This window comes from Agrobacterium tumefaciens (assembly GCF_009649785.1).
GTDB classification, from domain to species: Bacteria; Pseudomonadota; Alphaproteobacteria; order Rhizobiales; family Rhizobiaceae; genus Agrobacterium; species Agrobacterium tumefaciens.
On record NZ_WJOK01000007.1, the window covers coordinates 107,780 to 133,448 of the forward strand.

The window sequence follows — 25,669 nt, forward strand, 5'->3', positions numbered from 1 at the left end:
CTTGAAAACGCATCGCATCGCACTCATTCCCGGAGACGGCATCGGCAAAAGCGTGACTGATGCCGCCTGGCAGGTTCTCAACACCGCAGCAAAAAGCTCCGGTTTTGCGCTTGAAGGCACCGAATTCCCCTGGTCCTGCGCCTTCTACAAGGAGACCGGCGCGATGATGCCGAAGGATGGCATCGAGACCCTGCGCGGCTTCGACGCCATTCTGCTGGGCGCGGTCGGCTGGCCAGCGGAGGTGCCGGATTCGGTGTCGTTGCACGGCCTGCTTCTGCCGATTCGCAAGGCTTTTGTGCAATACGCCAATATCCGCCCGCACCGGCTTCTGCCCGGCGTGCAGGGACCGTTGAAAGCGGATGGATTCGACATTCTCTGCATCCGCGAAAATACCGAAGGTGAATATTCCGGTGCCGGCGGACGCGTGCATCAGGGCACCGAAGACGAGGTCGCTGTCGAAACCTCCATCTTCACCCGCAAGGGCGTGGAACGCATCCTGCGCTTCGGCTTCGAGCAGGCGCAAAAGCGTCGCGGCAAGTTGGCTTCCGTCACCAAATCCAACGCCCAGAAATATTCGATGGTGTTCTGGGACGAGGTGACGCAAAAGCTCGCCGCCGAATATCCGGATGTTGAAGTTTCCAGCTACCATATCGACGCCATGGCGGCGCGCATGGTGATGGCGCCGGAAAGCCTTGATGTCGTTGTCGCCTCAAACCTCTTCGGCGATATCCTGACTGATCTTGGTGCGGCCATTCAGGGCGGCCTCGGTTTTGCCGCCTCCGCCAATATCAATCCCAACCGCACGGCACCCTCCATGTTCGAGCCGGTGCACGGTTCGGCCCCTGACATCGCCCATCTCGGCATTGCCAACCCCATCGCCGCCATCTGGTCCGGCGCCATGATGCTGGAGCATCTGGGTGAGGCGGATGCGGCCAGGCGGGTCATGGCGGCGCTGGAAAAGGCGACCGGCCAGGGCATTGGCACCGTGCCGGGCAAGGACAACACAGACGTAATAACTGCCGCAGTTCTTGCGGCTCTCGACTGATTTCGGAGACAGATAATGCAGGGCTTGAAGGACAAGGAACTCTTTCGCCAAACGGGTTTGATCGGCGGGGAATGGAAAGCGGCCGCATCAGGCAAGACGGTCGACGTGATCGACCCGGCGACGCAGGCGGTGATCGGCACCGTGCCGGATATGGGCAGCGTGGAAACCCGCGCGGCCATCGAAGCCGCCAACGCTGCCTTCGTGCCGTGGAAGAAGAAAACGCACGCGGAGCGCGCGGCGCTTCTGGAAAAATGGTTCGCGTTGATGATCGAACACATCGACGATCTCGGCCTGATGTTGACCATCGAACAGGGCAAGCCACTTGAAGAGGCCAAGGGCGAAATCCGTTACGGAGCATCCTTCGTCAAGTGGTTTGCGGAAGAGGGCCGACGCATCAGCGGCGGCACCATTCCCTCTCCGACGCCGGATCGCCGTATCGTGGTGCTGAAGGAGCCGGTCGGTGTCTGCGGCATCATCACACCGTGGAATTTCCCGAACGCCATGATCACCCGCAAGGTCGCACCTGCATTGGCGGCTGGCTGCACCGTGGTCATCAAGCCCTCGGAATTCACGCCCTATTCGGCCCTAGCGCTCGGCGTTCTCGCCGAACGTGCAGGCATCCCGGCTGGCGTCATCAACATCGTCACCGGCATGCCGACGGAGATCGGCAACGAGATCATGGCCAATGAGACGGTGCGGAAAATTTCCTTCACGGGCTCTACCCGTGTCGGTTCGCTGCTGATGCGCGGTGCGGCCGACAGTGTAAAACGACTGTCGCTGGAACTCGGCGGCAATGCCCCTTTCATCGTATTCGACGATGCAGATCTCGATCTCGCCATCGAAGGCGCGCTCGTTTCGAAATTCCGCAATGGCGGTCAGACCTGCGTCTGCGCCAACCGCATTCTCGTTCAGGCGAGCGTTTACGATGCGTTTGCGAAAAAACTGGCTGATCGCGTCGATGCCATGCGTGTCGGACCCGGAACGGAGCTAGGTGTTTCCATCGGTCCGATGATCAACGAGCCGGCAATCGCCAAAATCCGCGCGCATATCGATGACGCCGTTTCCAAGGGCGCCGAGATCATTACCAAGCCTCATGATCTGCCTGAAGGTTCGCAATATACCGCACCGGTGGTGCTGACGGGCGCAACAACCGCCATGCGGCTGGCGAGCGAAGAGACCTTCGGGCCAGTCGCCCCGCTCTTCCGCTTCGAGACGGAAGAGGAGGCGATTGCGATCGCCAACGGCACGCCCTTCGGCCTTGCCGCCTACTTCTACACTGAAAGCCTCAAACGCGCCTGGCGCGTGGGCGAGGCGCTGGAGTTCGGCATGGTCGGCCTCAATACCGGCGCGATCTCCACCGAAGTCGCCCCCTTCGGCGGCGTCAAGCAATCCGGCCTCGGCCGCGAAGGCGCACAGGTCGGCATCGAGGAATATCTGGAAATGAAGACGTTCCACATCGGTGGACTTGCCTGAAGACTGTTTCTTTCTCCCCGCCTAAAGGGCCGCTCTGCGGCCCTTCTTTTTTGGTGCGAAATTGAAAAGCAGCACTCCCAGGGGTGGAAGAAAAATCCGGAGGCATGAATTGGTTTGGCAAAGCCACGGCATTCACGTGTCGTAACCCCCGACCAGATCCAGGGTCCAGCGCGATCACGTCATTGATCGTAAGAGACTATTCACAGTGCAGGCGCGCAGTGGCTGAATGCCAGATCAAGTCCGGCATGATGAAGAAATGAACTAACGCGCTACTGAATCTTATCCAGCATCTTGTAGTAAAGCCCTACCAAGGGAAGAAACCAGGGCTTGCCGAAATGGCCAGGCACCGCCGGCCAGTCCATCCCCTTCAGCGGGTTGTTGTCCGGGCGGCCCAGAATGGCGTCAGCCATGATCATGCCCAGATGGGTGGAAAGCTGGGCGCCGTGGCCGGAATAGCCCATGGCGTACCAGACGCCGTCATGGAAACCGGCGCGGGGATAACGGTCCTTGGTCATATCAACCAGTCCGCCCCAGCAATAATCGATTGGCACATGCGCAAGCTGCGGGAATATGCGGTGAAGGCTATCCATCAGGATCGCGCCACTTTTGGCATCCGAACGCTGGTCCGATGTCGTGGAAAAGCGCGCGCGGCCGCCGAAGATCAACCGGTTGTCCGGTGCGAGGCGGAAATAATTGCCGATATTCATGGTGTTGACGTAGGTGCGGTTACCCGGAACGGACGCCTTGATCTCGGCATCCGTCAACGGCCGCGTGGCGATGATGAAACTGCCGACCGCGATGATGCGGCGGCGGAAATAGCCGAAGCCGGAGGGCGTGTAGGCGCCGGTTGCCACAAGAACATTATCCGCGGTGACCTTGCCGCGCGCCGTTTCCAGCGTGTGTGTCTTGCCGTTCTGAGTTTGTTTCGTCACCGCCGCATTTTCAAAGATCACCGCACCATGGCGGCTGGCAGCCTGCGCAAGGCCGGCCACATAGCGGCCCATATGCATCATGGCGCTCTTCTTGGACAGCATGGCGCCATAAAAGGGAGAGCCGATTTCCGCCTTGAGATCGTCAACCGACAGAAGCGCCGTGTCGGGATCCACCTCGGCATGAACAGCCTCGAAATTCTTCGCCAGACTTTCGAAATGCTGCGGTTTCGAAGCCATTTTCAGCTTGCCGGCGCGGCGGAAATTACAATCGATCCCTTCCTCGGCGATCAGGCTTTCCAGCGTGTCGATCGAGGCATCCAGCGCCTTGTAGAGCGCGATGGCGCGCTCCTTGCCGAGTTCCGCCTTGGCGGAGAGGTAGGAGTGGGCCAGCCCGTTGTTGAGGTGGCCGCCATTGCGCCCGGAAGCACCCCAGCCGACGCGCTGTCCTTCAAGAACAACCACGCGCGCGCCCGCTTTTGCCAGCTGGCGCGCAGCACCCAGACCCGTGAAGCCGCCACCAATGACGGCCACATCGTAATGGCCTTCGACAGGACCTTGCGCCGCCCCCGCAAACAGGGGCGCCGTGTCGTGCCAATAGGAGACGAGCTTCATGATCCGGTCCTTCCTTACAGTCCAACGACGCCCGCGAGACCGGAAATATCGGAGATCTCCGTATAACCGTAATAGGGGTTTGCCGGTTCGTGGCCGCGGTTGACCCAGACCTTGTTCTTGATGCCGAGATCGTGCGCGGACATCAGGTCGTAGCGGAAGGAGGACGACACGTGCAGGATATCTTCCGGGCCGCAGCCGAGCATGTCGAACAAATATTCGAAAGCCTTGAAATGCGGCTTGTAGGCCTGCGCCTGTTCGGCGGTATAGACAGCATGGAACGGCGCGCCAAGCTTTGCCACATTCGACATGATCTGCGAATTCATGGCGTTAGACAAAATGACCAGCGGAATTTCCTTGGCAACCTTCGCCAGACCGGCCGGAACGTCCGCATGCGGACCCCATGTCGGAACGCGCTCATACACCATTACCGCATCTTCGTCCTTGAAGGCCACACCGTTGCGCTTGCAGGTGCGCGACAGGGCGTTATGGACAACTTCGGCGTAAGGCTTCCAGTCATGCATGACCTCGTCCAGGCGATATGCAGAGAAGTCCTTGATGAATTGCTGCATCTCGGCCTCGCCCAGACGATCACCATAGAGATCGCGGGCAGCTTCTGCCATCTGGAAATGAATCAGCGTACCGTGGCAATCGAAAGTGATGTATTTCGGGCGGAAGATGGTCATGTCGTCGTCGTCCTTGCTTGGGGATGGGTGGTGGCTGCAATAACAAGATCATAGAGGCCTTTGCCCGGTCGACGCACTGCAATTGCCATTCGCGAAAGCAGATTGTTGCGTATGCGGCCGCCAGTTTGGCAGAGAGTTGCGTGCGACAAAACCGGAAGCCGCCGCCCACCCCCGTTCTGCGGATGGAAGCAGATGATGTGCGGCATAAGATGCGGCGGCGGGTAAAAGCAACAGTGAAACATATCGAACCTTGCCATTCGTCGGGACAATGTTCTTTTGCCGCCGGTCTATCAATGAACATGAAGAATAAAACGGAGTTGGGCCATGCAAGCCAGCCTCATCGATATCCAGAAATTTGAGCCGCAACACCTCGACGCCGCCGTCGAGCTTTCCCGCCAGGCCGGATGGCCACACCGCCGGGAAGACTGGGCGCTCGTCCTTTCACTGAGCAAGGGTTTCGTCGCTATCGAAAACGGTCGCGTCGTCGGAACCGCAATGGCCACGCTTCTGGGAGACACCTGCGCCACCGTCAACATGGTGATCGTGGACGAGGCCATGCGCGGCCGTGGTCTCGGACGCAAACTGATGCAGGCGGTCGTCGATGCTGCGGAAAATCGCGAGTGCCGTCTGACCGCCACCGCTGAAGGCCTCCCACTCTATGAGAAGATGGGGTTCGTCGCATGCGGCGAGGTGCGTCAGCACCAGGGAATTCCTACGGCCGCCGATAAGCCCGCTAACGTGGCATGGGCAGAAACGATTGTACCGGCCGAGCTTGCCGCACTCGACGCGCAGGCATTCGGTGCGGATCGTACAGCACTCTTTACCGAGCTTGCGGATAGGGCACGGTTTGCGGTGGTTCAACAGCATGGCGCCATCATGGGTTTTGCAGGCCTTCGCGCCTTTGGCCGTGGTGAAGTCATCGGCCCGATTGTCGCGGAAACTGCTGAAATCGCGAAGGATTTGATTGCCTTCGTCGTTTCCGAGCGCCCCGGCGCATTCCTGCGCGTAGACACCACCACCGAGACGGGACTCGGTCCCTGGCTTGCCGAATACGGTCTTGCCCATGTCGGTGGCGGCATCGCCATGCGCCGGCCGAAGGCGGAAACCTCTGCCGACAAAAAACTGAAAACATTCGCGTTGACCAGCCAGGCGCTGGGCTGAATCCGGAGAGACCCATGTTAAGCAATTCACTGATCGAGCTCGACCGCGCCCATCTGGTGCACCCTGTCTCTTCCTTCCGCGGCCATGAAAAGCTTGGCGTTCGCGTGCTGAAATCGGCAAAGGGTGCCACGATTACCGACATGACCGGCCACCAGCTGATCGACGGTTTTGCCGGCCTCTGGTGCGTCAATGCAGGCTATGGCCATGACAGCATCGTGGAAGCGGCGGCAAAGCAGATGCGTGAACTGCCCTATGCCACTGCCTATTTCGACATTGGCAGCGAACCCGCCATCCGCCTCGCCTCCGAACTCGCCGACCGCGCGCCCGGCGATCTCAACCACGTCTATTTCACGCTTGGCGGATCCGACGCGGTGGACAGCACCATCCGCTTCATCCGCTATTACTGGCACGCCAAAGGCCAGCCGCAGCGCGACCAGTTCATTTCCATCGAACAGGGTTATCACGGCTCCACCACCGCCGGTTCAGGCCTGACTGCGCTGCCTGCCTTCCATGCAGGTTTCGGCGTGCCTTACGACTGGCAGCACAAAATTCCGTCTCACTATGCCTATCGCAATCCGGTCGGCAGCGACCCCGCCGCCATCATCGCCTCTTCCCTGCAAATCCTGAAGGACAAGATCGAGGCTATCGGCCCGGAGCGGGTCGCCGCCTTTTATGCCGAGCCCATTCAGGGCTCCGGTGGCGTTCTGGTGCCGCCGCCTGGCTGGATCAAGGCCATGCGAGAACTCTGCCGTTCCTACGGCATTCTCTTCGTTGCCGACGAAGTCATCACCGGCTTCGGCCGCACGGGACCACTGTTTGCCTGTGCCGACGAAGATATCGTGCCGGACTTCATCACAGCCGCCAAGGGTCTGACTTCGGGCTATGTGCCGATGGGCGCCGTCTTCATGGCCGACCATGTTTATGATACAACAGCCGACTTCGCCGGCGATGCCGCGGTCGGGCACGGTTATACCTATTCCGCCCATCCCGTCAGTGCCGCCGTTGGTCTCGAAGTGCTGAAACTTTACGAGGGCGGGCTGCTGGAAAACGGCCGGCGCGCCGGTCAGCGGCTGATGGCCGGGCTGGAAGGATTGAGAAGCCATCCGCTGGTTGGCGATGTACGTGGCCGGGGCATGCTTGCCGCTATCGAACTCGTGACCGACAAAGAGAAGAAAACCCCGCTGCCGGCTGCGGCGGCCCCTGCACGCAAGGTTTTTGACCGCGCCTGGGAAAACGGCCTCATCGTGCGCGCCTTCGCCAACGGCATCCTCGGCTATGCGCCGCCGCTGTGTTGCACCGATGACGAGATCGACGCCATTATAGAGCGGACGCGGAAAACCCTCGACCAGACGCTCGAGGACCCGGCAGTGCGGGCCGCCATGGCCTGAGGCGAACGGTGGATGGCGTTACGGCACCTTCTCGAAATGTCGCAACGCCGCACATATTCGCAATATTCTGCCGAAGACCCGATCCTTTTCGGAGAATCCGGCGCGCTGGAACTGCCAAACTATCAACAGAAAAAGCACTAAACGCCATAAAAAAGGGCGTTAGCAAGAATGGGAACGGGACAAGGATCCCGTCCGGGAACAGAATAAAATGCCGCAGCCTTCCCAAGGGCTCTGCGCGGCAAAGCGGAGACCGACATTGCCCAAGAAACTGAGCGACTTCAAATATATGAGCTTCGACGTGGTGGGAACTCTCATCGATTTCGAAGGTGGCATGAAATCGACCCTGATCCAGATCGGCGCTGAAAACGGCGTTGAGGTCGACGGTGAAAAGGCGCTCGGCCTTTACCGCGCGGCGCGTTACTCCGACGCCACCGATCTGTTTCCGGACGATCTCGTCCGCGTCTACCTGATCATCGCTCCGGAACTCGGTTTGCCGGCGGAGCGCGCTCTGGGTGAGCGCCTGCGCGACGCAGCAAAAAACTGGAAAGGCTTTGAAGACAGTCGTGCCGCGATGGCCGAGCTTGCAAAAACGCATCGTCTCATTGCCATGACCAACGCCCAGCGCTGGGCCTTCGAGTATTTCTCGAAGAAACTCGGTAGTCCCTTTTACGCCGCTTTCACAGCGGATGATACCGGCACGGAAAAGCCGGATCCCGCATTCTTCGAGAAGGTTTTCGCCTTCGTTGAAAGCGAAGGCGCATCGAAGGACGACATTCTGCACGTTGCGCAGAGCCAGTACCACGATATCGGCATTTCACGGAAACTCGGGATGACCAATTGCTGGATAGAGCGCCGCCACGCCCAGAAGGGATATGGCGGCACCATCGAGCCGGAGAACTTTACCGAACCGGACTACCACTTCACCTCGATGGCCGGCCTTGCCGAGGCCACGAGACACTCGGGCCGCTGAACCGCCTGTGGCATGACGCGCACTGGGGCGTGGATACCGAAAATTACTGCAGATGCCATTTCAACAAATCATACAAAAGGGGAAGACCATGAGTGACAGGATTACAAATTGGACCCGCTCTGACGATGCCGCCGTTGAACAGGCTATCCGTCGCGGCGCGACGCGGCGAGAGCTGCTTCACATGATGCTGGCCGGCGGCGTAGCACTTTCCGCCGGTTCGGCCATTCTCGGCCGCGCCTCGCAGGCGCTGGCGGCCACTCCCGTTTCCGGCGGCACGCTGAAGGCGGCCGGCTGGTCCTCCTCCACGGCCGACACGCTCGATCCCGCAAAAGCCTCGCTTTCGACGGATTACGTTCGTTGCTGCGCGCTCTATAACCGGCTGAGCTTCCTCGATGTTTCCGGCACGCCCCAGATGGAGCTGGCCGAATCCATCGAAACGAAGGACGCCAAGACCTGGACCGTGAAGCTGCGTTCCGGCGTCACCTTCCATGACGGCAAGGCACTGACCGCCGATGACGTGGTCTATTCGCTGAAGCGTCACCTTGACCCGGCCGTCGGTTCGAAGGTCGCCAAGATCGCCGCCCAGATGACCGGCTTCAAGGCGATCGACAAGAGCACCGTCGAGATCACGCTGGCAAACGCGAATGCAGACCTGCCGGCCATCCTGGCATTGCATCACTTCATGATCGTTGCCGATGGCGCGACCGATTTCTCCAAGGGGAACGGCACCGGTGCCTTCAAGCTGGAGAAATTCGAACCCGGCGTCCGCTCGATCATGTCGAAAAACACCAATTACTGGAAACAGGGTGGTCCGCACGTCGATAGCTTCGAATTTTTCGCGATTGCCGAAGACAATGCCCGCGTTAACGCCCTCATTTCGGGCGATATCCACCTCGCAGCGGCTATCAATCCGCGTTCGCTGCGCCTGCTCGACAAGCAGGAAGGCATCGTTCTGTCAAAGGGAACGTCCGGCAACTACACCAACCTCAATATGCGGCTGGACCAGACGCCCGGCAACAATGCCGATTTCATCGCCGGCATGAAGTCGATCGTCAACCGCGAGCAGATCGTCAAGGCGGCTCTGCGTGGCCTCGGTGAAGTCGGTAACGACCAGCCAGTGCCGCCCATGAGTCCCTACCACAATCCGGACCTCAAGCCGAAGGCCTTCGATCCTGATAAGGCGAAGTTCCACTTTGAAAAAGCGGGTCTTATCGGTCAGTCCATCCCGGTCATCACCTCGGATGCTGCAAACTCTGCCGTGGACATGGCGATGATCATCCAGGCGTCGGCCGCAGAAATCGGTGTAAAGCTGGATGTGCAGCGCGTTCCCTCGGACGGTTACTGGAGCAATTACTGGCTCAAGGCGCCTATTCACTTCGGCAACATCAACCCGCGCCCAACCCCGGATATTCTGTTCTCGCTGCTTTACGCCTCCGACGCGCCGTGGAACGAAAGCCAGTACAAGTCGCCGAAGTTCGACAAGATGATGCTCGAAGCACGCGGTATGCTGGACATGGACAAGCGCAAGCAGATCTACTTCGAAATGGAAAAGATGATCGCCGACGAAGCCGGCACCATCATTCCCGCCTATATCACCAATGTCGACGCCATCACCTCCAAGCTGAAGGGTCTGGAAGCCAATCCGCTCGGCGGCATGATGGGTTACGCGTTTGCTGAATACGTCTGGCTCGAGGCCTGATAGACCAAGGGGCCGGGCGCCGACGCGCCCGGCAACCTTTCCGCCGGTGCGGGAAGCCTCCACAGCTGGAGCGACACTTTGAAAAACAAGCGGTTTTCGCCTGATATCTCGCTACAGCTATATAATTTGGATCATGATGATTTCAGGTCGATCGGGCCTGAAATCATCATGATCCAGGCAGGTCGCAGGAGCATGTAAATGAACAGCCGGATACTCTCCCTTATCGCCAGGCGGCTGGTCGTCATGCTGACGACGCTGCTTATCGTATCGTTTATCGTCTTTTCCGCCACCAGCCTGCTGCCCGGCGACACGGCAACGATCCTTCTTGGCCAGTCGGCAACGCCGGAGGCCGTGGCCGGTCTGCGCACCGCCATGCATCTCGACGACCCGGCCCTTCTGCGTTTTGTCCGCTGGCTTTTTGGCCTGCTGCACGGCGAACTCGGCACGTCCTACGCCAACAATATGGCGATCGCCGACCTCATAGGCCCACGTTTCGTCAACTCCATGAAGCTTGCCGGCATCACCACTGTTATCGCCGTGCCGCTGGCCCTGACGCTCGGCATCAGCTCCGCCATGCTGCGTGGAACGCTTTATGATCGCGCCGTCACCATCCTGACCATCGGTGTCATTTCGGTGCCGGAATTCATGATCGCGACGCTCGCGGTTCTGCTGTTCGCCGTATATCTGAAGTGGCTGCCAGCCCTGTCGCTGGTCAGCGAGGTGCATACCGTGTTCGATGTGCTGCGGGTTTACGCCATGCCGGTCATCACGCTCACCTTCGTCGTGTCGGCACAGATGATCCGCATGAGCCGCGCCGCCGTCATCGAGACGCTCGATACGCCCTATGTGGAAATGGCGCTCCTGAAGGGCGCACCGCGCATGCGCATCGTCCTGCGCCACGCACTTCCCAATGCGCTTGGCCCCATCGTCAATGCGGTTGCTTTGTCGCTTTCCTATCTCGTCGGCGGCGTCATCATCGTTGAGACTATCTTCAATTATCCAGGCATCGCCAAGCTGATGGTTGATGGCGTCGCGACCCGCGACCTGCCTCTGATCCAGAGCTGCGCAATGATTTTCTGCGTCGGTTATCTCCTCCTCATCACAACCGCCGATATCATCGCCATCATGTCCAATCCGAGGCTGCGCTGATGACCGACAATATCAAAACAACTTCGGGGACCTCGCGCTTGGGTTACAAAATCAATGTCGTCGGCGTTTTCGGCTTTCTCGTCATTTTTCTCTGGGCCATGGTTGCGATCTTTGCGCCCTATCTCATCCCGCATCCCGTCGGTGAAATCGTCGATCTGGATTATTTCGGTCCGATGACCTCCGATCTCTGGCTCGGCTCCGACTATCTCGGCCGCGACGTGTTTTCCCGCATTCTCATGGGCGCGCGTTTCACGGTCGGCATTTCACTTGCGGCCGTCACGATCGCCTGCGTGTCGGGCGTCGTTCTCGGCATGAGCGCTGCCGTGGTCGGCGGCTGGTTCGATGCGGCCCTCAGCCGTTTTCTCGATGCGGTGAACTCCATTCCAAGCAAGCTTTTCGGACTTGTGGTTGTCGCTGCCGTTGGCTCCTCCATTCCTGTGCTGATCGTCACCCTGTCGGTTATCTATACGCCCGGCGCCTATCGCTTTGCCCGGGCGCTCGCCGTCAATGTCAACACCATGGATTTCGTCACCGTGGCCCGCGTGCGCGGCGAGAGCCTCTTGCACCTTATCAGCTCCGAAATCCTGCCCAACATCATCCGTCCCGTGCTGGCCGATCTCGGCGTGCGCTTTGTGTTCATCGTGCTGCTTCTGTCGGGCCTTTCCTTTCTCGGTCTTGGCCTGCAGCCGCCGAATGCAGACTGGGGTGCGCTGGTGCGTGAAAACATCGGCGGCCTGCCCTTTGCCGCGCCAGCCGTGATCTTTCCGTCGTTGGCGATTGCCAGCCTGACGATCAGCGTCAATCTGCTGATCGACAATCTGCCGCAGAAAATCCGCGACAGGAGCGAATAATGACAAATCTTGTTGAAATCCGTGGACTTAAAGTCGAGGCGACCACCGATTCCGGCCGCCGCATCCAAATCATCAGGGGTGTAGACATCGATATCGCCGATGGCGAGATCGTCGCATTGATCGGCGAAAGCGGCTCCGGCAAGACCACCATTGCACTGACATTGATGGGATATGCCCGCCCAGGCTGCCGTATTTCCGGCGGCAGCGTCACGGTGGCAGGCCGCGACATGGTACAGCTTTCCGAAATGGAACGGGCAAAGATCCGCGGTACGAAAATCTCCTACGTCCCTCAAAGCGCCGCAGCCGCCTTCAATCCGGCGCAAAAGATCATCGACCAGGTCATAGAGGTCACCCGCATCCACGATCTGATGCCGCCGCAGGAGGCGCGCCAAAGAGCGGTGGAACTGTTCAAGGCATTGTCGCTGCCCAATCCCGAAACCATCGGCGACCGTTATCCGCACCAGGTTTCCGGCGGCCAGCTTCAGCGTCTCTCCGCAGCCATGGCGCTGATCGGCAACCCGGACCTGGTCATTTTCGACGAACCGACTACGGCACTCGACGTAACGACACAGATCGAGGTTCTCCGCGCCTTCAAATCAGCGATGCGCAAGGGCGGTATCGGCGGCGTTTATGTTTCGCACGATCTCGCAGTCGTCGCCCAGATTGCCGACCGGATCGTGGTGCTGAAAGGCGGCGAGATACAGGAAACCGGCACGACCACGGATATTCTCGAGAATGCCCAGCATCCTTATACGCGGGAGTTGCTCACCGCTTTTAACGACAAGGTACGCACCGTAGCGCCGCTAAAACAAATTGACGCGAAGCCGCTGCTGGATATCGAGAAGCTGATCGCCGGATATGGAACGAAAGGCGATGACCATATGCCGCTGGTGCGTGCGGTCGATTCCGTTAGCCTTGCAGTCTATCCCGGACGCAATCTCGGCATCATCGGCGAATCCGGTTGCGGAAAATCGACGCTGGCGCGCGCCATTGCCGGCATTCTGCCCGCCGCCAGCGGTCATGTCATCTTCGAAGGTCGGCAGCTGGATGCCGATGCCCGCCGACGCACCAGCAATCAGTTGCGCCGCATGCAGATCGTCTTCCAATATGCCGATACGGCGCTCAACCCGGCCAAATCCATCGAGGATATTCTTGGCCGGCCGCTGACCTTTTATCACGGCATGAGAGGCAAGGCGCGCGACGCCCGGATCGACCAGTTGCTGGATATGGTGAAGCTGCCGCGCTCGGTTCGCCACCGCCATCCTTCCGGCCTATCGGGCGGACAGAAGCAACGCGTCAACTTCGCCCGCGCACTCGCAGCAGAACCATCGCTCATCATTTGCGATGAAATTACCTCGGCGCTTGATACGGTCGTCGCAGCCGCGATCATCGACCTGCTCGGCGAACTCCAGCGAGAGCTGAACCTCTCCTACATCTTCATCAGCCACGATCTCTCTGTGGTGGAAACCATCTGCGACGAAATCGTCGTGATGTATGGCGGGCAGAAAGTGGAGCATCTGGCAACGGAAGCGATCAAGTCGCCGACCCATCCCTATTCGAAGCTCCTGTTCTCCTCGGTACCGAAGCTCGACCCGAAATGGCTCGACAATCTTCAGCAGGATGCAGAGTTGGTGCGAGCGTTTTCCAAGAGGTGACAACATCATTTTCGTCATCCTCGGGCTCGTCCCCAGGATGACGTTGAGTACGAAGCGACGCGTCTCGACATTCTGGCGCCCCTGCAAAGGGACGTCTTCCACCTCAAAGCGGAAACAGGCTGGTCAGCGGCATATGCGATTTGATGATCGGAGATTTCAGCACAACGAAGCTGAAATATTTGTCGATACCGACATCCATGTCCGTCAGCCGCTCCATGATCGACTGATATTCGACGATGCCGGAGGTGACGAATTTCAGGAGGTAATCGTAACCGCCTGAAACGAGGTGGCATTCTACCACTTGATCGATCTTTTCGATAACGCCGAGAAAACGGGCGAAGTCGATCTGGCGGTGGTTCTTGAGCGTGATCTCGGTGAATACCGTCAGCGTCTGGCCGAGCTTGTTGATGTTGATCTGTGCCGAATAACCTTCGATATAGCCCTCGGCCTGAAGCTTCTTGACGCGCATCAGGCAGGGGCTTGGCGAGAGATTGACAAGCTCCGCCAGCTCGACATTGGTGATGCGACCATTTTTCTGGAGTTCGTAAAGGATCTTGATGTCGATCCGGTCAAGTTTCATCACGTGCGGAACCCCTTTTATATTTTTTCGTGCGCGCGGCATAAAATTCTGACGCGGCCATGGAAATCTTATCACATGAGCGTGCCCTGTCGACGCGGGGATGTTTTTTTCATCCAGCATAAAGAGTTGCAGACATGGCTACGAACAGCAGGAGATTCCGGCAATCGGCGCAGTCTGGCAGCGTTTACCCGGCGACCAAGGTAAATTAAGACGAATACAAGGAGCCCCACCATGCCTGCGCCGCTGCAACAGATCACGACATCACCGGAACTGCCGAAATCGGCGGACGCCGTCATTATTGGCGGCGGTATCGTCGGCGTGTTCGCAGCCTATTACCTCGCCCGGCGTGGCCTGAAAGTGGCTCTTGTCGAAAAAGGTCTTGTTGGCGCGGAGCAATCCAGCCGCAACTGGGGTTGGTGCCGGCAGCAGAACCGCGACGCCCGCGAATTGCCGATTTCAACGCAGAGCCTGACGCTCTGGGAACGGTTTGCCGCAGAAAGCGGCGAAGACACCGGTTTTCGCCGCTGCGGATTGTTCTACCTGAGCGACAACGAAGCTGAAATTGCCGGCTGGGCGCGCTGGCGCGACTTTGCCATCACCGCAGGCGTGACGACGCATATGTTGAGCGCGGATGAGGCGAGCAACCGCGGACGCGCAACTGGAAAACGCTGGAAGGGTGGCGTCTTTTCGCCAACGGACGGCACCGCCGATCCCTCGATGGCGGCGCCGGCCGTCGCGCGTGCCCTCATGAAGCTGGGCGGAACGGTGCACCAGAATTGCGCCGCGCGCGGTCTGGAGACGGAAGGTGGCCGCGTTAGCGCCGTCGTTACCGAAAAAGGCACGATCCGCACCAAAACCGCCATCATGTCCGGCGGCGCCTGGGCCTCGTCCTTCTGCCGCCAGCTTGGAATTCGTTTTCCGCAGGCCGCTGTCCGCTCCTCAATTCTGTCCGTCACGGCAGGTGCAGAAGGACTGCCGGATGCGCTGCATACAAAAGCCGTTTCTGTAACACGCCGGAGCAACGGCGGTTACACGCTCGCCATCAGCGGCCTCGGTCGCATCGACCCGACCGCGCAGCAAATGCGGTTTGCACGCGAATTCGTTCCGATGTTCCTCAAGCGCTGGCGCAGCCTGCGACCGGGTGGATTGGAGGGGATTCGCGGTGGGCACGAAACGCTGAAACACTGGCGGCTCGATGCGCCGACGCCGATGGAACGGGTTCGTATTCTCGATCCGAAACCGAATGCCGCCGCCATCCGTGAGACCCACAAAAGGGCGCTGGAACTTCTGCCTGCACTCCGCAAAACCCAGATATCCGCTGCCTGGGCCGGCTTCATCGACAGCACGCCGGATGGTGTGCCCGCCATCGGCGAGACCAGCGAATTGCCCGGCTTCATCCTCGCCGCCGGTTTCAGCGGCCACGGTTTCGGCATCGGCCCCGGCGCTGGCCACCTGATCGCCGATATCGTGACGGGTTCAACCCCGATCGTTGACCCCGCCCCGTATCATCCCAGCCGTTTCCTTGACTCGTCATGGGGCAAGGTCGCGGATTTCTGATTGTTCTGCGCAGGCCAACAGACGAATCAAAACAGCACCCGCAGGCATGACCTGCGGGTGCTGCCGTCCACCGCATTTATTCGACCGGTCAGCTTTTCGGCAGGCCGGGTGGGTTGGTTCTCGATTCCGGCAAGGCCTCTTCCGAAAGCTGCCAGCGTTCCAGTATCTTCGCGTAAGCGCCGCTCTTGATCAGATCGTTGGTGGCGAGCGTCAGCGCATCGGCCAGTCCCGAACCCTTGCGGGTGGTGATGGCGACATCCGAACGTTCCGGCCAGCCGGCGGAGAGTGTTCCGACACGCTTGATGGTCTTGTCACGCGCGGCGATGAAGACCAGCTGCGCATGCGGCTGGACGATCACATCGGCCCGCCCGGCAGAAAGCGCGACAAGCCGGGTGGCCTCGTCGTCATAATATTGCAGCTCGAGCGGTTTTAAACCGGCGGCTACATTCTCGTCATTCCATTTCAGCAGAATACGCTCCTGATTGGTTCCAGCGCCGACGATGATCTTCAGGCCCGCCGCATCCTTCGGCTCATTTATGGCGGTGATGCCGCTGTCGGACTTCACGAAAAAGCCGTGCAGGCCCTGACGATAGGTGGAGAAGTCGAACTTCTCCTTGCGCTGCTCGGTCACCCCGACATTGGAGATGACAGCATCGTATTTGCCGGAGGCAAGCCCCAGCGGCCAGTCGGCCCAGGCGACAGCAACCAGCTCAAGCTCAAGGCCGAGACTATCAGCCACCGCAAGCGCATAGTCCGGATCGGCACCCACCACGGTCTTGGCGTCCGTCGCATAGGTCGCGAGCGGTGGTCCGCCAGGTGCAACCGCGACCGTGAGTTTGCCCGGGGTGATGAATTTGAAATCTTTCGGGATGGCGGCGATCGCTGCGGGGTCTTTTTCTACCCTGATCCGGCCAGGCTGGTCTGGCGAAAGATCGAAGACATCAGTTGCGAAAGCCGACCCGAAAGCGGCGATAGAGAGAAAAACGCCGAACGTGACTGTGGCAAGACGAGAGGTGAGTGCCATTCTGGCTCCCCGATAAAATGAATTGCAGGACGGAGGTAGCGCGGACGGGAGGAGGCCCGCGCTACCGGCTGAGTGATGTCCCACCTTCAACTCAGCTTTGTGGAAACTCAGCTTTCTGGCAGCAAACCAGCACTCAGCTCTTGGGCAGACCGGGCGGATTGGTGCGGGATTCGGTGATGGCTTCCGAACCGAGGTTCCAGCGGGCGAGAACCTTGCCGTAATTGCCGTTCTTGATCTGGGCGTTCAGTGCCGCCGTGATGGCTGCGGCAATTCCGGCATCCTTTTTGGAGGCAACAGCGATTTCCGCCGCTTCCGGCCAGCCGCCGGAGAAGGTACCAACGAGCTTGGTCTTCTTCTGGCTTGCTGCCTGGAAGGCTGACGTCGCGTTGGGGCCGAGATAGGCGTCCGCGCGGCCGGATTGCAGGGCGACATCGAGCACGGCCTGATCGTCGTAATATTGCACATCGGTGTCGGCCAGACCCTTGGCCTTGTTGTCCTTGATCCATTTCAGCAGGATCTGCTCCTGATTGGTGGCAGCGCCGACGATAACCTTCAACCCGGCAACATCCTCGGGCTTACTGATGCTCGTCACCTTGCTGTTGCTGCCCACGTAAAAGCCGAGCAGGTCGTTGCGGTAGCTGGAGAAGTCGAATTTTTCCTTACGGGCTTCCGTCACCGTGATGTTGGAGGTGACGGCATCATATTTGCCGGAGGTGAGGCCCAGCGGCCAATCGGCCCAGGCGATGGGAACTAGCTGAAGTTCAAGGCCAAGACTGTCAGCAACCAGCTGGGCGATATCCGGCTCCACGCCAATAGGCGTTTTTGTATCGCTGGCATAATCGACCAGCGGCAGCCGGAAAGGCACGGTCGCGACCGTCAACTTTCCATCCGCGACGAACTTGTGGCCAGCGGGCAGAAGCTTGATCGCTTCTTCCACCTTCTCGGCGCGCACTCGCCCCTTCTGCTCCGGCGACAGGTCGATTTCCTGCGCATGCGCAGCCGGTATCAGCGCGGTGGTAGCGGTGAAAAGACCGCCTGCAAGGAACGACAATAATTTCGATGAAAAAGCCATGCGAGTGTTTCCTTTGTTGTTTTGATTAGAGAACTTTTGCGAGGAATTCGGCGGTGCGGGGATGTTCCGGGCTGTTGAACACCTGGTCCGGCGTGCCTGTTTCGATGATGCGGCCCTGTTCCATGAAGACGACCCTGTCGGAGACTTCACGGGCAAAACCGATTTCATGGGTAACGATGATGAGCGTGACGCCGGAGCGGGAAAGCTCCTTGATGACATCAAGCACTTCGTTGACGAGTTCAGGATCGAGCGCGGATGTCGGCTCATCGAACAGCAACACCTTCGGCCGCAACGCCAGCGCCCGGGCGATCGCCACGCGTTGCTGCTGACCGCCGGAAAGCTGACGGGGATAAGCGCCAGCTTTTTCGGCAAGGCCGACGCGAGCCAGAAGATCGCGCGCCTCGGTCTGCGCCTGCTCTTTCGATATGCCACGAACGGCTATGGGTGCTTCGATGATGTTTTCAAGCGCGGTCAGATGCGGGAACAGGTTGAAGCTCTGAAACACCATGCCCACTTCGGCGCGGCGCTTGAGGATTTCCCGTTCCTTCAGCTCATAAAGCGTATCGCCCTTTTGACGATAACCGACCAGTTCACCGTCTATGGCGATAAATCCGTCATCGACGCGCTCGAGATGGTTGATGGAGCGCAGCAATGTGGACTTGCCGGAGCCGGATTGGCCGAGAATGGTGGTGACACTGCCTGCCGGAATGGAAAGGCTGATATCATCAAGCACCTTCAGCGACCCGAAGGATTTCGAAACGCCATGAATATTGACCGACCCGCCACGATTTCCGAGCTGAAAGCTCACGGCACGGGCAGGCACCGAACGCTCGGGCCTTACGGCTGTCGTGGCCACCGTTTCCACGGCTTCAGGCAAGGGTTTGCGCGGCAGGAAGGTGCGGTAAATCGTGGCGAACAGCGATGGCGGCGGGTTGCGCAGTGCACCGCGTGAAAAATGCCGCTCGATATGGTGCTGCACGATCGAAAGCGCCGTCAGTATCACCAGATACCAGACGGTCGCGACCATCAGCAGCGGGATCACTTCCAGATTGCGGCGATAGATGATCTGGATCGTGTAGAACAGCTCCGGCAGGGCAAGGATATAGACCTGCGAAGTCCCCTTGGCGAGGCCAATGATGTCGTTGAAGGCGGTGGGCAAGATGGAGCGCATCGCCTGCGGCAGAACGATGCGGGACGCCTGCCGCCGCCGGGGAAGGCCGAGTGCTGCGGCAGCCTCAAGCTGCCCCTGATCAACCGAGAGAATGCCGCCACGGACGATTTCGGATGCGAAGGCGGCCTGATTGAGCGTCAGCCCTAGAACGGCGGCCGCAAACGGCGTCATCAGCTGCGTGGTATTCCAGCTGAAGAAGTTGATGCCGGTATAGGGCACACCGATCGTCACGGTCTCATAGAGATAACCGAGGTTGTTGAGGATCAGCAAAAGCACGATCAGCGGGATGGATCGAAAAATCCAGATATAGGTCCAGGATACGGCAACCAGCAGCGGCGAGCGTGAAACGCGCGCAAGCGCCAGCAGCGTTCCCAGCGCGAAGCCGAGCACCGCACCGAGCGCGGTCAGCAGCAGCGTCCGTCCTAAGCCGACCAACACCGGTTCAGCGAAAAACCATTCCGCAAAGACATCCCAGCCCCAGCGCGGATTGCCGAAAACGGAATGCAGAACGGCCGCAATGATGAGTACTGAGAAGACCGTTCCCACCGTCCGCAAGGGGTAGCGGGCCGGCACGATGCGGAAATGGGAATACCCACCCTTGATCGGTTCACCCTTCTGGTCGTTCAATGCAACATGCGGAAAATCAGAGGCTATCGTCATCGGAAAAAGCCTTTCACGGGTGGGCCGGGGAAGAATGCGGCCGGGCCGCCGGTATCGACGCGCTTTCCGCAACGGAGGCGGAGGCGCTATCGGCAAGCCATTTTTCGAAAGGCAGCGACCTGATCGTTTCAGGATCGGCCGACGTATCGAACAACGCGCGATAACCGTTGGTGAGATATAGGCCGACCGCTTCCGGCTGGCGGAAGCCCGTGGTCAGATAGACACGGGCGTAACCCTGCCGGATCGCCTGCCGCTCCAGCTCCTGAAGCACTATTTTGGCAAGCCCCTGCCGGCGGTGGGCCGAATGGGTCCAGACCCGCTTGAACTCGGCGGTTTCCTCGTCGTAGCGCATGAAGGCACCGCCGGCGATCGCCTTGCCGCCACGCAAGAGCAGCAGGAAATTGCCCGACGGCGGGCTGAAAGCCTCCGGCGGATATTTGTTAAGTTCCGCCTTGGCGCCTTCCGCGTTGAAATATGTGCCGTAGCGGCTGTCATATTCGAACAGCAACTCCTCCAGAAGCGGGGTTGCGAGCGGATCCTTGACCGATGTGTAGAGAAAACTGTCGCTCATCTCGTTGTCCTAAACTCGTTGCATCAGGAGAGGTATGCTTCGGCCAGACGCACCCAGAAGCGTGCCGCAGGCGCAATGATCGCATCGTTGAAATCGTAGTGAGGGCTGTGCAGCGGCGCGCTCTCGCCATTGCCGACGAAGAGATAGGAGCCCGGCCGCTCCAGAAGCATGAAGGCGAAATCCTCGCTCGCCGTTCGCGGCTGAAAGCCTTCTGCAACCTGTTCGGCTGGAAAATGCCGTTTGGCGACGTCGCGGGCAAACGTTGTCTGCCTGATGTGATTGATGACGGGCGGGAAGCCACGGGAGTAGGTGACATCGGCGCTTGCGCCGAAGCTTTCCGCCTGTGCTTTGGCAAGGGCGGGAAGCCGCTCCTCCAGTCTGTCGCGCACGGCGGGCGAAAAGGCCCGCGCGGTAATCTGCAGTTCGACACTCTCGGGAATGACGTTGGAAGCAGTTCCGCCATGGATGGAGCCTACCGTCAGCACCGCCATGTCTCGCGGGTCGACATTGCGCGAGACGATGCTCTGCAAGGCGGTGACGAAGCTTGCCGAGGCAAGAACCGGATCAACCGTTTCATGCGGCGCCGCCCCGTGCCCGCCCTTGCCGATGATCCGAACCTTCGCCTTGTCGACGGAGGCCATGGCAGGCCCTTCGACAAAGCCGAATTGTCCGGTTTCGACACCCGGCCAATTGTGCAGCCCGAACACGGCATCGACGGGAAACCGCTCGAAAAGCCTGTCCTTTATCATCGCTCTAGCACCCGCACCGATTTCCTCGGCGGGCTGGAAAATCAGCGTCAGCGTGCCGGAAAAACTCGATGTTTCAGCTAGATAACGGGCAGCGGCGAGCAGGATAGTCGTGTGACCGTCATGACCGCAGGCATGCATCACACCCTGTGTCTGGCTGGCATAGGCAAGACCGGTTTCCTCGACGATGGGCAGGGCGTCGATATCGGCGCGGATACCCAGACGCTTGTCACCATGACCACGTTTCAAGGTGGCGACGACGCCATGGCCCCCGACACCCTCGGTCACCTCATATCCGAAGGAGAGGAGATAACGGGCAACGAGCGCCGCCGTGCGCTTTTCCCCAAGCGAAAGCTCCGGATGTCGGTGAAGATCGTGCCGGATGGCGATGCTTTCCTCGATGAAGGCAAGGATTCCCCGTTCGGCGTCGTCCTGCGGACGCGCGCCGTCAATGCGGATATTCATGGTTCTGGTCTCCTGCGCTGCGCTTTACCCGCACAGCACCTTGAAATTCTCTCCGGGCGGCAATGGCTGCCGCCCGACCCCGCTTTTATGCGATCGCCTTGCTGGAACCGCTTTCAGCGTGGGAATAGATGCTGTCCTTGAAAGGCAGGCCGAGATGCTCACGCAGCGTTCTGCCTTCCAGATGCGGTTCGAAATATCCGCGCCGTTGCAGCACCGGTATGACGAGGCGGATGAAATCATCCAGCCCTTCGGCAATCACCGGGAAGCCCAGAATGAAACCGTCGGCCGCATCGTGCTCAACCCAGCGGATGATCTCGTCCGCCACCTTGTCCGGAGTTCCGATGAAACCTTCGCGCGGGGTCGCCGCCTCCAGCGCCGCTTCGCGCAACGTCTGGCTCTTTTCCTTCGCACGGCGCTTGATGCGGTCGGTCGTCGAACGGAAGCTGTTCTTGCCGATCTCGCCAAGTTCGGGGAAAGGCTCATCCAGCGGATAGACACTGAAGTCGTGGTGGTCGAAGAAACGGCCGAGATAGGCGAGCGCATCCTCGATGGTGATGAGGTTGCGGATGATGTCGTATTTCGCTTCCGCCTCCTCCTGCGTTTCGCCCACAATCGGCCCGATGCCAGGGAAAATCTTCACGTCGGCTGCGGATCTGCCCTGCGCGACAGCACTCTGCTTCACGCGCTTGAGGAATGTCTGGTTTTCCTCGAGCGACGCAGAATTAGTAAAAACGGCGTCGGCATGTTTACCCGCAAGCCCTATACCGGCATCCGAAGAACCCGCCTGGAAAATCACCGGCTGCCCCTGCGGCGAACGCTGGATGTTCAGCGGGCCTTCCACCTGGAAGAAGCGACCCTTGTGGCCGAGCGTGTGGAGTTTTTGCCTGTCGAAGAACTGTCCCGTCTCGCGGTTACGCACGAAGGCATCGTCGTCCCAGCTGTCCCACAGGCCCTTGATCACCTCCAGATATTCATCGGCGATCTCGTAACGCAGCGCATGTTCGGGATGGTTGCGGCTGTAGTTCTTCGCCGTACCTTCGAGTGGCGTCGTCACTGCATTCCAGCCGGCCCTGCCACCGCTCAGAAGATCGAGCGAGGCGAACTGGCGCGCGATGGTGAAGGGCTCGCTGTAGGAGGTCGAAACCGTGCCGGCAAGACCGATCTTCGAGGTGACGGAGGCGAGCGCCGAAAGGATGGTCAAAGGCTCGAACCGGTTGAGGAAATGCGGAATGGACTTGTCGTTGATGTAAAGCCCGTCGGCAACGAAGGCGAAGGCGATGCCGGCGGCTTCTGCCTTCAGCGCGTTCTTCCTGAAGAAATCGAAGTTGACGCTGGCATCAACAGGGCTTTTCGGGTGCCGCCAGGCGTTCATGTGCCCGCCGGGGCCCTGGAGCATAATGCCGAAATGGATTGTCTTTTTCGTCATGTCATTTCCTCCTGAGGACAAGTTCACGCGGCCCTGGAAAGGCGGTGTGTGGCCAGCAATTCGATCGAGGCGAGCCTCTGATCGGCCCCCACATGCGGCGGCTCCACGATGAATTCCTCGATACCGTGCTCATCGGAAAGCGCGCGCAGCGCCTTGTGAATATCGTCCGGCCCGCCATGCAGGACGTTGGGCTTACGCTCCTCGATGCGATAATCGGTATCGCCGGACTGGCGGGCGAATTCTTCCGCCTGTTCACGGCGGCCAAGGTTGAACGCCTTGCCGTCGCTGAGGAACACCCGGTAGATGCGCTGACCTTCCACCTGCCGCGCCGCATGGTCGGGATCACTGGCGGCAAAGACGGAGAGGGCAAGGATCGGCGCCCTTCCGCCGCTCTCCTCACGGAAAGCCGAGAGGCTGCTGCGAAGAACCTCCGGATCACCATTGAGGTGGCCGGCAAAGACGAAATTCCATCCTTTGGAAGCTGCAAGCCTTGCGCTTTCCGGGCTGGCACCGAGCAGAAACCGTTCCACCGCAACCGGCGGCACCGGTGTTGCCTGCAACCCGGCCTGCGCATGCCCCTTCGGCGCGGCACCGGAGAGAAATGTGGTAAGCTCACCAAAAGCCGTTTCGAAATCCGGCTTGCGAGCGGGATCATAGGCCTGCTGTAGGGCAGACGTCGCAAGCGGCAGCCCGCCCGGTGTCTTGCCGACGCCGAGATCGACCCGACCGGGGGCAAGCGACGACAGCACGTTGAAAACCTCGGCGACCTTGTAGGGGCTGTAATGCTGCAGCATCACGCCGCCCGAGCCGACGCGGATACGAGAGGTCTTCGCCAGAATCCATGCAACCAGCGCTTCCGGCGCGGAACCGGCAAGCTCCGGCGAATTGTGATGTTCTGCCACCCAGAATCGGCGATAGCCCAGTTCTTCGGCGCGTTTGGCGAGATTGATCGTGTCGCGGAACGCGCTTGCCGCGTTCTCACCCGTTGGAACAGGGCTCTTGTCCAGCAAACTGAGAGTATACATCATCACCTCGCATGTCTTTTGATGCATACTTTGTCTACTGATTTTATATAGTAATAAAGGACGTTCGTTCCACGTTGCGACGCGATCAGAGAAAATATTGTTTCCCGCTATGGTTTCGGCAGGCGTCTTTGGCAAAGCAATCCGAAACGATGAGGAAACAGGGCGAAAAACGATGGTGTAAAGCCGCTTTGTGCATCGAGCCGGGACGAAACGGACTTGCGCGGGAATTCGGTAAAAACTACTTAGTAAGTTGAGAACACCATAACCCGGCACTCAGAAGGTGCTGGCCCTCTTTGCGGATCATGCGATGTTGACCAAAAAAGGCAAATACGGACTGAAGGCTCTTGTCGATCTGGCGCGGTTGCCCCAGGGCGAGACCGCCTTTGTGACCGAGATTGCAACCCGCAACAATATTCCGAAAAAATTTCTGGATACTATTCTTCTGGAACTGCGCAACAGCGGCATTCTGCGTTCCAAGAAGGGACCGAATGGCGGTTATTCGCTGTCGAAAATGCCATCGGAAATCATGATCGGGCAGGTCATCCGAACGCTGGACGGGCCCTTGGCCCCCATCCGCTGTGCCAGCCGCACCGCTTTTGAAGCCTGCGACGACTGCGACGATCCCGAGACCTGTCAGGTCAGGGTTTCGATGACGGACGTGCGGGACGCCATCGCAACAATCCTGGACAATATGACGCTCGCACAATTCGTGGCAAAAGGCGGACAAGACGCGCAATTTATTCCGGCAGGCGAGTAAGCGCCGTTTACTGCCGGCGCAGATCGTCTCCCAGGGTCGCAATCAGGCCGGATTCGCTTGCACCATCGATAAGGCCGAGACGGGCCATTAGAATTTCCAGCGTGATGGCATTGTTGCGGACAGAGCGAAAGGTCACGCTTTCCGCCCCCACCTGCGCCGCATCGATATTGGCCGCGAGGCGGGAAATCTGTGCCTTCAGCAATTCGATTGCGAGAAATATTTCGCCGATAAGGGGGCGCGCATCACCGTCCTCGGCCAATCTGTCAATCAGCAACGCTGAAAGCTCACGCTGTTTCTCACCCAGAGCCACGGCGGCCTTCAGAAGGGTGAAAACGGAGGCTGCCAGATTTCCAGCGCCCTGCGCAAGAAACGCGACCTGATCGGCGCGCAGCAGGCCGTCCCACGATGTATCCGGGCGATTGCGAAGAACAACGAGCACGGCCTGCCCTGCCGCGTTGACTGCCGGGACAACGATCCAGTCTGCATCTGAGGTAACAGATCGGGCAATGTCAGCGGGCAGCCGCAAGCCATAGTCGTCGCCAGTCAACAGAACCGCCTGATCCACGCCGGCGTCAGATGAGGCAAGCGCAAAAGTCTCACCAAGATCGAGGCGGGCGAAGAGGGTTTTGCGCTGCTCTTCGCTACCGGCGTTCCTGATGAATTCGAGCGCCGTGAAGTGTTCGGCAAGCGCATGCGCCGCCTCCGCATCCGCCGCGGAAATAATCGAGAGAGCTTGCGAGAGAACGTCGTTTGTGATGTCCGCCCCGCCCAGATCGTTTGGAACGGAGAGGGCGAGAAGGCCGGAACGGGCAATCCGCGCGTGGATTTGTGCGGCACTTTCCACCGCGCATTTTTCGGCAATCGTCCGGGCAACGGTCAGTACATCCCCATCCGCGCCGAGACGCGGGGACACGAAACGAATTCTTTCGCCGAGCGGCGTGACAGATCCCATGCTCAACTCCCTCAAAGAATGACCCAGTGAAAGCGCCGGAAAGGC

22 protein-coding genes are annotated in these 25,669 nt (G+C 59.5%); 11 read left to right on the forward strand and 11 right to left on the reverse strand.

The window, feature by feature from the left end; genetic code table 11:
• Position 1: 1 nt before the first annotated feature.
• Positions 2-1,045, forward strand: coding sequence for a tartrate dehydrogenase (locus tag GH784_RS09495; RefSeq protein ID WP_065704236.1), 1,044 nt, complete (start codon positions 2-4; stop codon positions 1,043-1,045).
• Between the two features lie 15 nt (positions 1,046-1,060).
• The gene (locus GH784_RS09500) at positions 1,061-2,518 is read left to right on the forward strand and encodes an NAD-dependent succinate-semialdehyde dehydrogenase (RefSeq protein ID WP_065704238.1); all 1,458 of its coding nucleotides are present in this window, start codon (positions 1,061-1,063) and stop codon (positions 2,516-2,518) included.
• A gap of 269 nt (positions 2,519-2,787) precedes the next feature.
• On the opposite strand, the gene GH784_RS09505 is transcribed toward GH784_RS09500, so the two are convergent.
• Together GH784_RS09505 and GH784_RS09510 are read right to left on the reverse strand one after the other, a co-directional pair.
• The gene (locus GH784_RS09505; protein WP_065659587.1) at positions 2,788-4,062 is read right to left on the reverse strand and encodes an NAD(P)/FAD-dependent oxidoreductase; all 1,275 of its coding nucleotides are present in this window, start codon (positions 4,060-4,062) and stop codon (positions 2,788-2,790) included.
• A 14-nt stretch (positions 4,063-4,076) separates the two neighbouring features.
• Positions 4,077-4,745 carry a haloacid dehalogenase type II gene (locus GH784_RS09510; protein ID WP_003511068.1) on the reverse strand — a complete coding sequence of 223 codons (669 nt, stop codon included), beginning with the start codon at positions 4,743-4,745 and terminating at the stop codon, positions 4,077-4,079.
• A 324-nt stretch (positions 4,746-5,069) separates the two neighbouring features.
• On the opposite strand from GH784_RS09510, the gene GH784_RS09515 reads away from it, so the two are divergent.
• The 7 genes from GH784_RS09515 to GH784_RS09545 all read left to right on the forward strand — a co-directional run bounded on the left by GH784_RS09515 (position 5,070) and on the right by GH784_RS09545 (position 13,618).
• Positions 5,070-5,906, forward strand: coding sequence for a GNAT family N-acetyltransferase (locus tag GH784_RS09515; protein WP_065662552.1), 837 nt, complete (start codon positions 5,070-5,072; stop codon positions 5,904-5,906).
• A 14-nt stretch (positions 5,907-5,920) separates the two neighbouring features.
• Complete coding sequence (locus GH784_RS09520; protein ID WP_065704240.1) at positions 5,921-7,294, forward strand: aspartate aminotransferase family protein; 1,374 nt, start codon at positions 5,921-5,923, stop codon at positions 7,292-7,294.
• A 256-nt stretch (positions 7,295-7,550) separates the two neighbouring features.
• The gene (locus GH784_RS09525; RefSeq protein ID WP_065704242.1) at positions 7,551-8,264 is read left to right on the forward strand and encodes an HAD-IA family hydrolase; all 714 of its coding nucleotides are present in this window, start codon (positions 7,551-7,553) and stop codon (positions 8,262-8,264) included.
• 88 nt (positions 8,265-8,352) lie between these two features.
• A complete protein-coding gene (locus GH784_RS09530) occupies positions 8,353-9,963 on the forward strand; it encodes an ABC transporter substrate-binding protein (RefSeq protein ID WP_013761652.1) in 1,611 nt (536 codons plus the stop codon).
• A 198-nt stretch (positions 9,964-10,161) separates the two neighbouring features.
• On the forward strand, positions 10,162-11,112 hold the full coding sequence (locus GH784_RS09535; RefSeq protein WP_003511075.1) for an ABC transporter permease: 951 nt from the start codon (positions 10,162-10,164) through the stop codon (positions 11,110-11,112).
• Complete coding sequence (locus tag GH784_RS09540) at positions 11,112-11,963, forward strand: ABC transporter permease (protein WP_013761653.1); 852 nt, start codon at positions 11,112-11,114, stop codon at positions 11,961-11,963. The genes GH784_RS09535 and GH784_RS09540 overlap by 1 nt, the downstream gene beginning before the upstream one ends.
• Positions 11,963-13,618, forward strand: coding sequence for an ABC transporter ATP-binding protein (locus GH784_RS09545; protein WP_065704244.1), 1,656 nt, complete (start codon positions 11,963-11,965; stop codon positions 13,616-13,618). The genes GH784_RS09540 and GH784_RS09545 overlap by 1 nt, the downstream gene beginning before the upstream one ends.
• Before the next feature lie 103 nt (positions 13,619-13,721).
• On the opposite strand, the gene GH784_RS09550 is transcribed toward GH784_RS09545, so the two are convergent.
• Entirely contained in the window at positions 13,722-14,198 is a 477-nt protein-coding gene (locus GH784_RS09550) for an Lrp/AsnC family transcriptional regulator (RefSeq protein ID WP_013761655.1), read from the reverse strand.
• Between the two features lie 231 nt (positions 14,199-14,429).
• Between GH784_RS09550 and GH784_RS09555 the strand changes: the two genes are divergently transcribed.
• Positions 14,430-15,755, forward strand: a complete 1,326-nt coding sequence (locus GH784_RS09555; RefSeq protein WP_060642327.1) for an NAD(P)/FAD-dependent oxidoreductase — start codon at positions 14,430-14,432, stop codon at positions 15,753-15,755.
• An 88-nt stretch (positions 15,756-15,843) separates the two neighbouring features.
• Here the strand turns inward: GH784_RS09555 and GH784_RS09560 are convergent, their stop codons facing one another.
• The 7 genes from GH784_RS09560 to GH784_RS09590 form a co-directional block, all read right to left on the reverse strand.
• A complete protein-coding gene (locus tag GH784_RS09560; RefSeq protein ID WP_035199520.1) occupies positions 15,844-16,779 on the reverse strand; it encodes an ABC transporter substrate-binding protein in 936 nt (311 codons plus the stop codon).
• 133 nt (positions 16,780-16,912) lie between these two features.
• The gene (locus GH784_RS09565; RefSeq protein WP_013761658.1) at positions 16,913-17,851 is read right to left on the reverse strand and encodes an ABC transporter substrate-binding protein; all 939 of its coding nucleotides are present in this window, start codon (positions 17,849-17,851) and stop codon (positions 16,913-16,915) included.
• A gap of 25 nt (positions 17,852-17,876) precedes the next feature.
• On the reverse strand, positions 17,877-19,682 hold the full coding sequence (locus GH784_RS27605) for an amino acid ABC transporter permease/ATP-binding protein (protein WP_080671286.1): 1,806 nt from the start codon (positions 19,680-19,682) through the stop codon (positions 17,877-17,879).
• Positions 19,683-19,695: 13 nt separating this feature from the next.
• Entirely contained in the window at positions 19,696-20,253 is a 558-nt protein-coding gene (locus GH784_RS09575) for a GNAT family N-acetyltransferase (RefSeq protein WP_065704246.1), read from the reverse strand.
• A 23-nt stretch (positions 20,254-20,276) separates the two neighbouring features.
• Positions 20,277-21,464, reverse strand: coding sequence for a M20 aminoacylase family protein (locus GH784_RS09580; protein WP_065704250.1), 1,188 nt, complete (start codon positions 21,462-21,464; stop codon positions 20,277-20,279).
• A gap of 85 nt (positions 21,465-21,549) precedes the next feature.
• The gene (locus tag GH784_RS09585) at positions 21,550-22,890 is read right to left on the reverse strand and encodes an LLM class flavin-dependent oxidoreductase (protein ID WP_065704252.1); all 1,341 of its coding nucleotides are present in this window, start codon (positions 22,888-22,890) and stop codon (positions 21,550-21,552) included.
• A gap of 23 nt (positions 22,891-22,913) precedes the next feature.
• Positions 22,914-23,918: an LLM class flavin-dependent oxidoreductase gene (locus GH784_RS09590; RefSeq protein ID WP_065704254.1), complete on the reverse strand. Its 1,005-nt coding sequence runs from the start codon at positions 23,916-23,918 to the stop codon at positions 22,914-22,916.
• A gap of 304 nt (positions 23,919-24,222) precedes the next feature.
• Between GH784_RS09590 and GH784_RS09595 the strand changes: the two genes are divergently transcribed.
• Positions 24,223-24,672, forward strand: a complete 450-nt coding sequence (locus GH784_RS09595) for an RrF2 family transcriptional regulator (RefSeq protein ID WP_003511094.1) — start codon at positions 24,223-24,225, stop codon at positions 24,670-24,672.
• Positions 24,673-24,679: 7 nt separating this feature from the next.
• On the opposite strand, the gene GH784_RS09600 is transcribed toward GH784_RS09595, so the two are convergent.
• Positions 24,680-25,624, reverse strand: coding sequence for an acyl-CoA dehydrogenase family protein (locus GH784_RS09600; RefSeq protein ID WP_065704256.1), 945 nt, complete (start codon positions 25,622-25,624; stop codon positions 24,680-24,682).
• Positions 25,625-25,669 lie beyond the last annotated feature (45 nt).

Coding starts and splice junctions, on each gene's coding strand:
- GH784_RS09500 (WP_065704238.1), top strand. CDS start 1,061: ATGCAGGGCTTGAAGGACAAGGAACTCTTTCGCCAAACGGGTTTGATC.
- GH784_RS09505 (WP_065659587.1), bottom strand. CDS start 4,062: ATGAAGCTCGTCTCCTATTGGCACGACACGGCGCCCCTGTTTGCGGGG.
- GH784_RS09510 (WP_003511068.1), bottom strand. CDS start 4,745: ATGACCATCTTCCGCCCGAAATACATCACTTTCGATTGCCACGGTACG.
- GH784_RS09515 (WP_065662552.1), top strand. CDS start 5,070: ATGCAAGCCAGCCTCATCGATATCCAGAAATTTGAGCCGCAACACCTC.
- GH784_RS09520 (WP_065704240.1), top strand. CDS start 5,921: ATGTTAAGCAATTCACTGATCGAGCTCGACCGCGCCCATCTGGTGCAC.
- GH784_RS09530 (WP_013761652.1), top strand. CDS start 8,353: ATGAGTGACAGGATTACAAATTGGACCCGCTCTGACGATGCCGCCGTT.
- GH784_RS09535 (WP_003511075.1), top strand. CDS start 10,162: ATGAACAGCCGGATACTCTCCCTTATCGCCAGGCGGCTGGTCGTCATG.
- GH784_RS09540 (WP_013761653.1), top strand. CDS start 11,112: ATGACCGACAATATCAAAACAACTTCGGGGACCTCGCGCTTGGGTTAC.
- GH784_RS09545 (WP_065704244.1), top strand. CDS start 11,963: ATGACAAATCTTGTTGAAATCCGTGGACTTAAAGTCGAGGCGACCACC.
- GH784_RS09550 (WP_013761655.1), bottom strand. CDS start 14,198: ATGAAACTTGACCGGATCGACATCAAGATCCTTTACGAACTCCAGAAA.
- GH784_RS09555 (WP_060642327.1), top strand. CDS start 14,430: ATGCCTGCGCCGCTGCAACAGATCACGACATCACCGGAACTGCCGAAA.
- GH784_RS09560 (WP_035199520.1), bottom strand. CDS start 16,779: ATGGCACTCACCTCTCGTCTTGCCACAGTCACGTTCGGCGTTTTTCTC.
- GH784_RS09565 (WP_013761658.1), bottom strand. CDS start 17,851: ATGGCTTTTTCATCGAAATTATTGTCGTTCCTTGCAGGCGGTCTTTTC.
- GH784_RS27605 (WP_080671286.1), bottom strand. CDS start 19,682: ATGACGATAGCCTCTGATTTTCCGCATGTTGCATTGAACGACCAGAAG.
- GH784_RS09575 (WP_065704246.1), bottom strand. CDS start 20,253: ATGAGCGACAGTTTTCTCTACACATCGGTCAAGGATCCGCTCGCAACC.
- GH784_RS09580 (WP_065704250.1), bottom strand. CDS start 21,464: ATGAATATCCGCATTGACGGCGCGCGTCCGCAGGACGACGCCGAACGG.
- GH784_RS09585 (WP_065704252.1), bottom strand. CDS start 22,890: ATGACGAAAAAGACAATCCATTTCGGCATTATGCTCCAGGGCCCCGGC.
- GH784_RS09590 (WP_065704254.1), bottom strand. CDS start 23,918: ATGATGTATACTCTCAGTTTGCTGGACAAGAGCCCTGTTCCAACGGGT.
- GH784_RS09595 (WP_003511094.1), top strand. CDS start 24,223: ATGTTGACCAAAAAAGGCAAATACGGACTGAAGGCTCTTGTCGATCTG.
- GH784_RS09600 (WP_065704256.1), bottom strand. CDS start 25,624: ATGGGATCTGTCACGCCGCTCGGCGAAAGAATTCGTTTCGTGTCCCCG.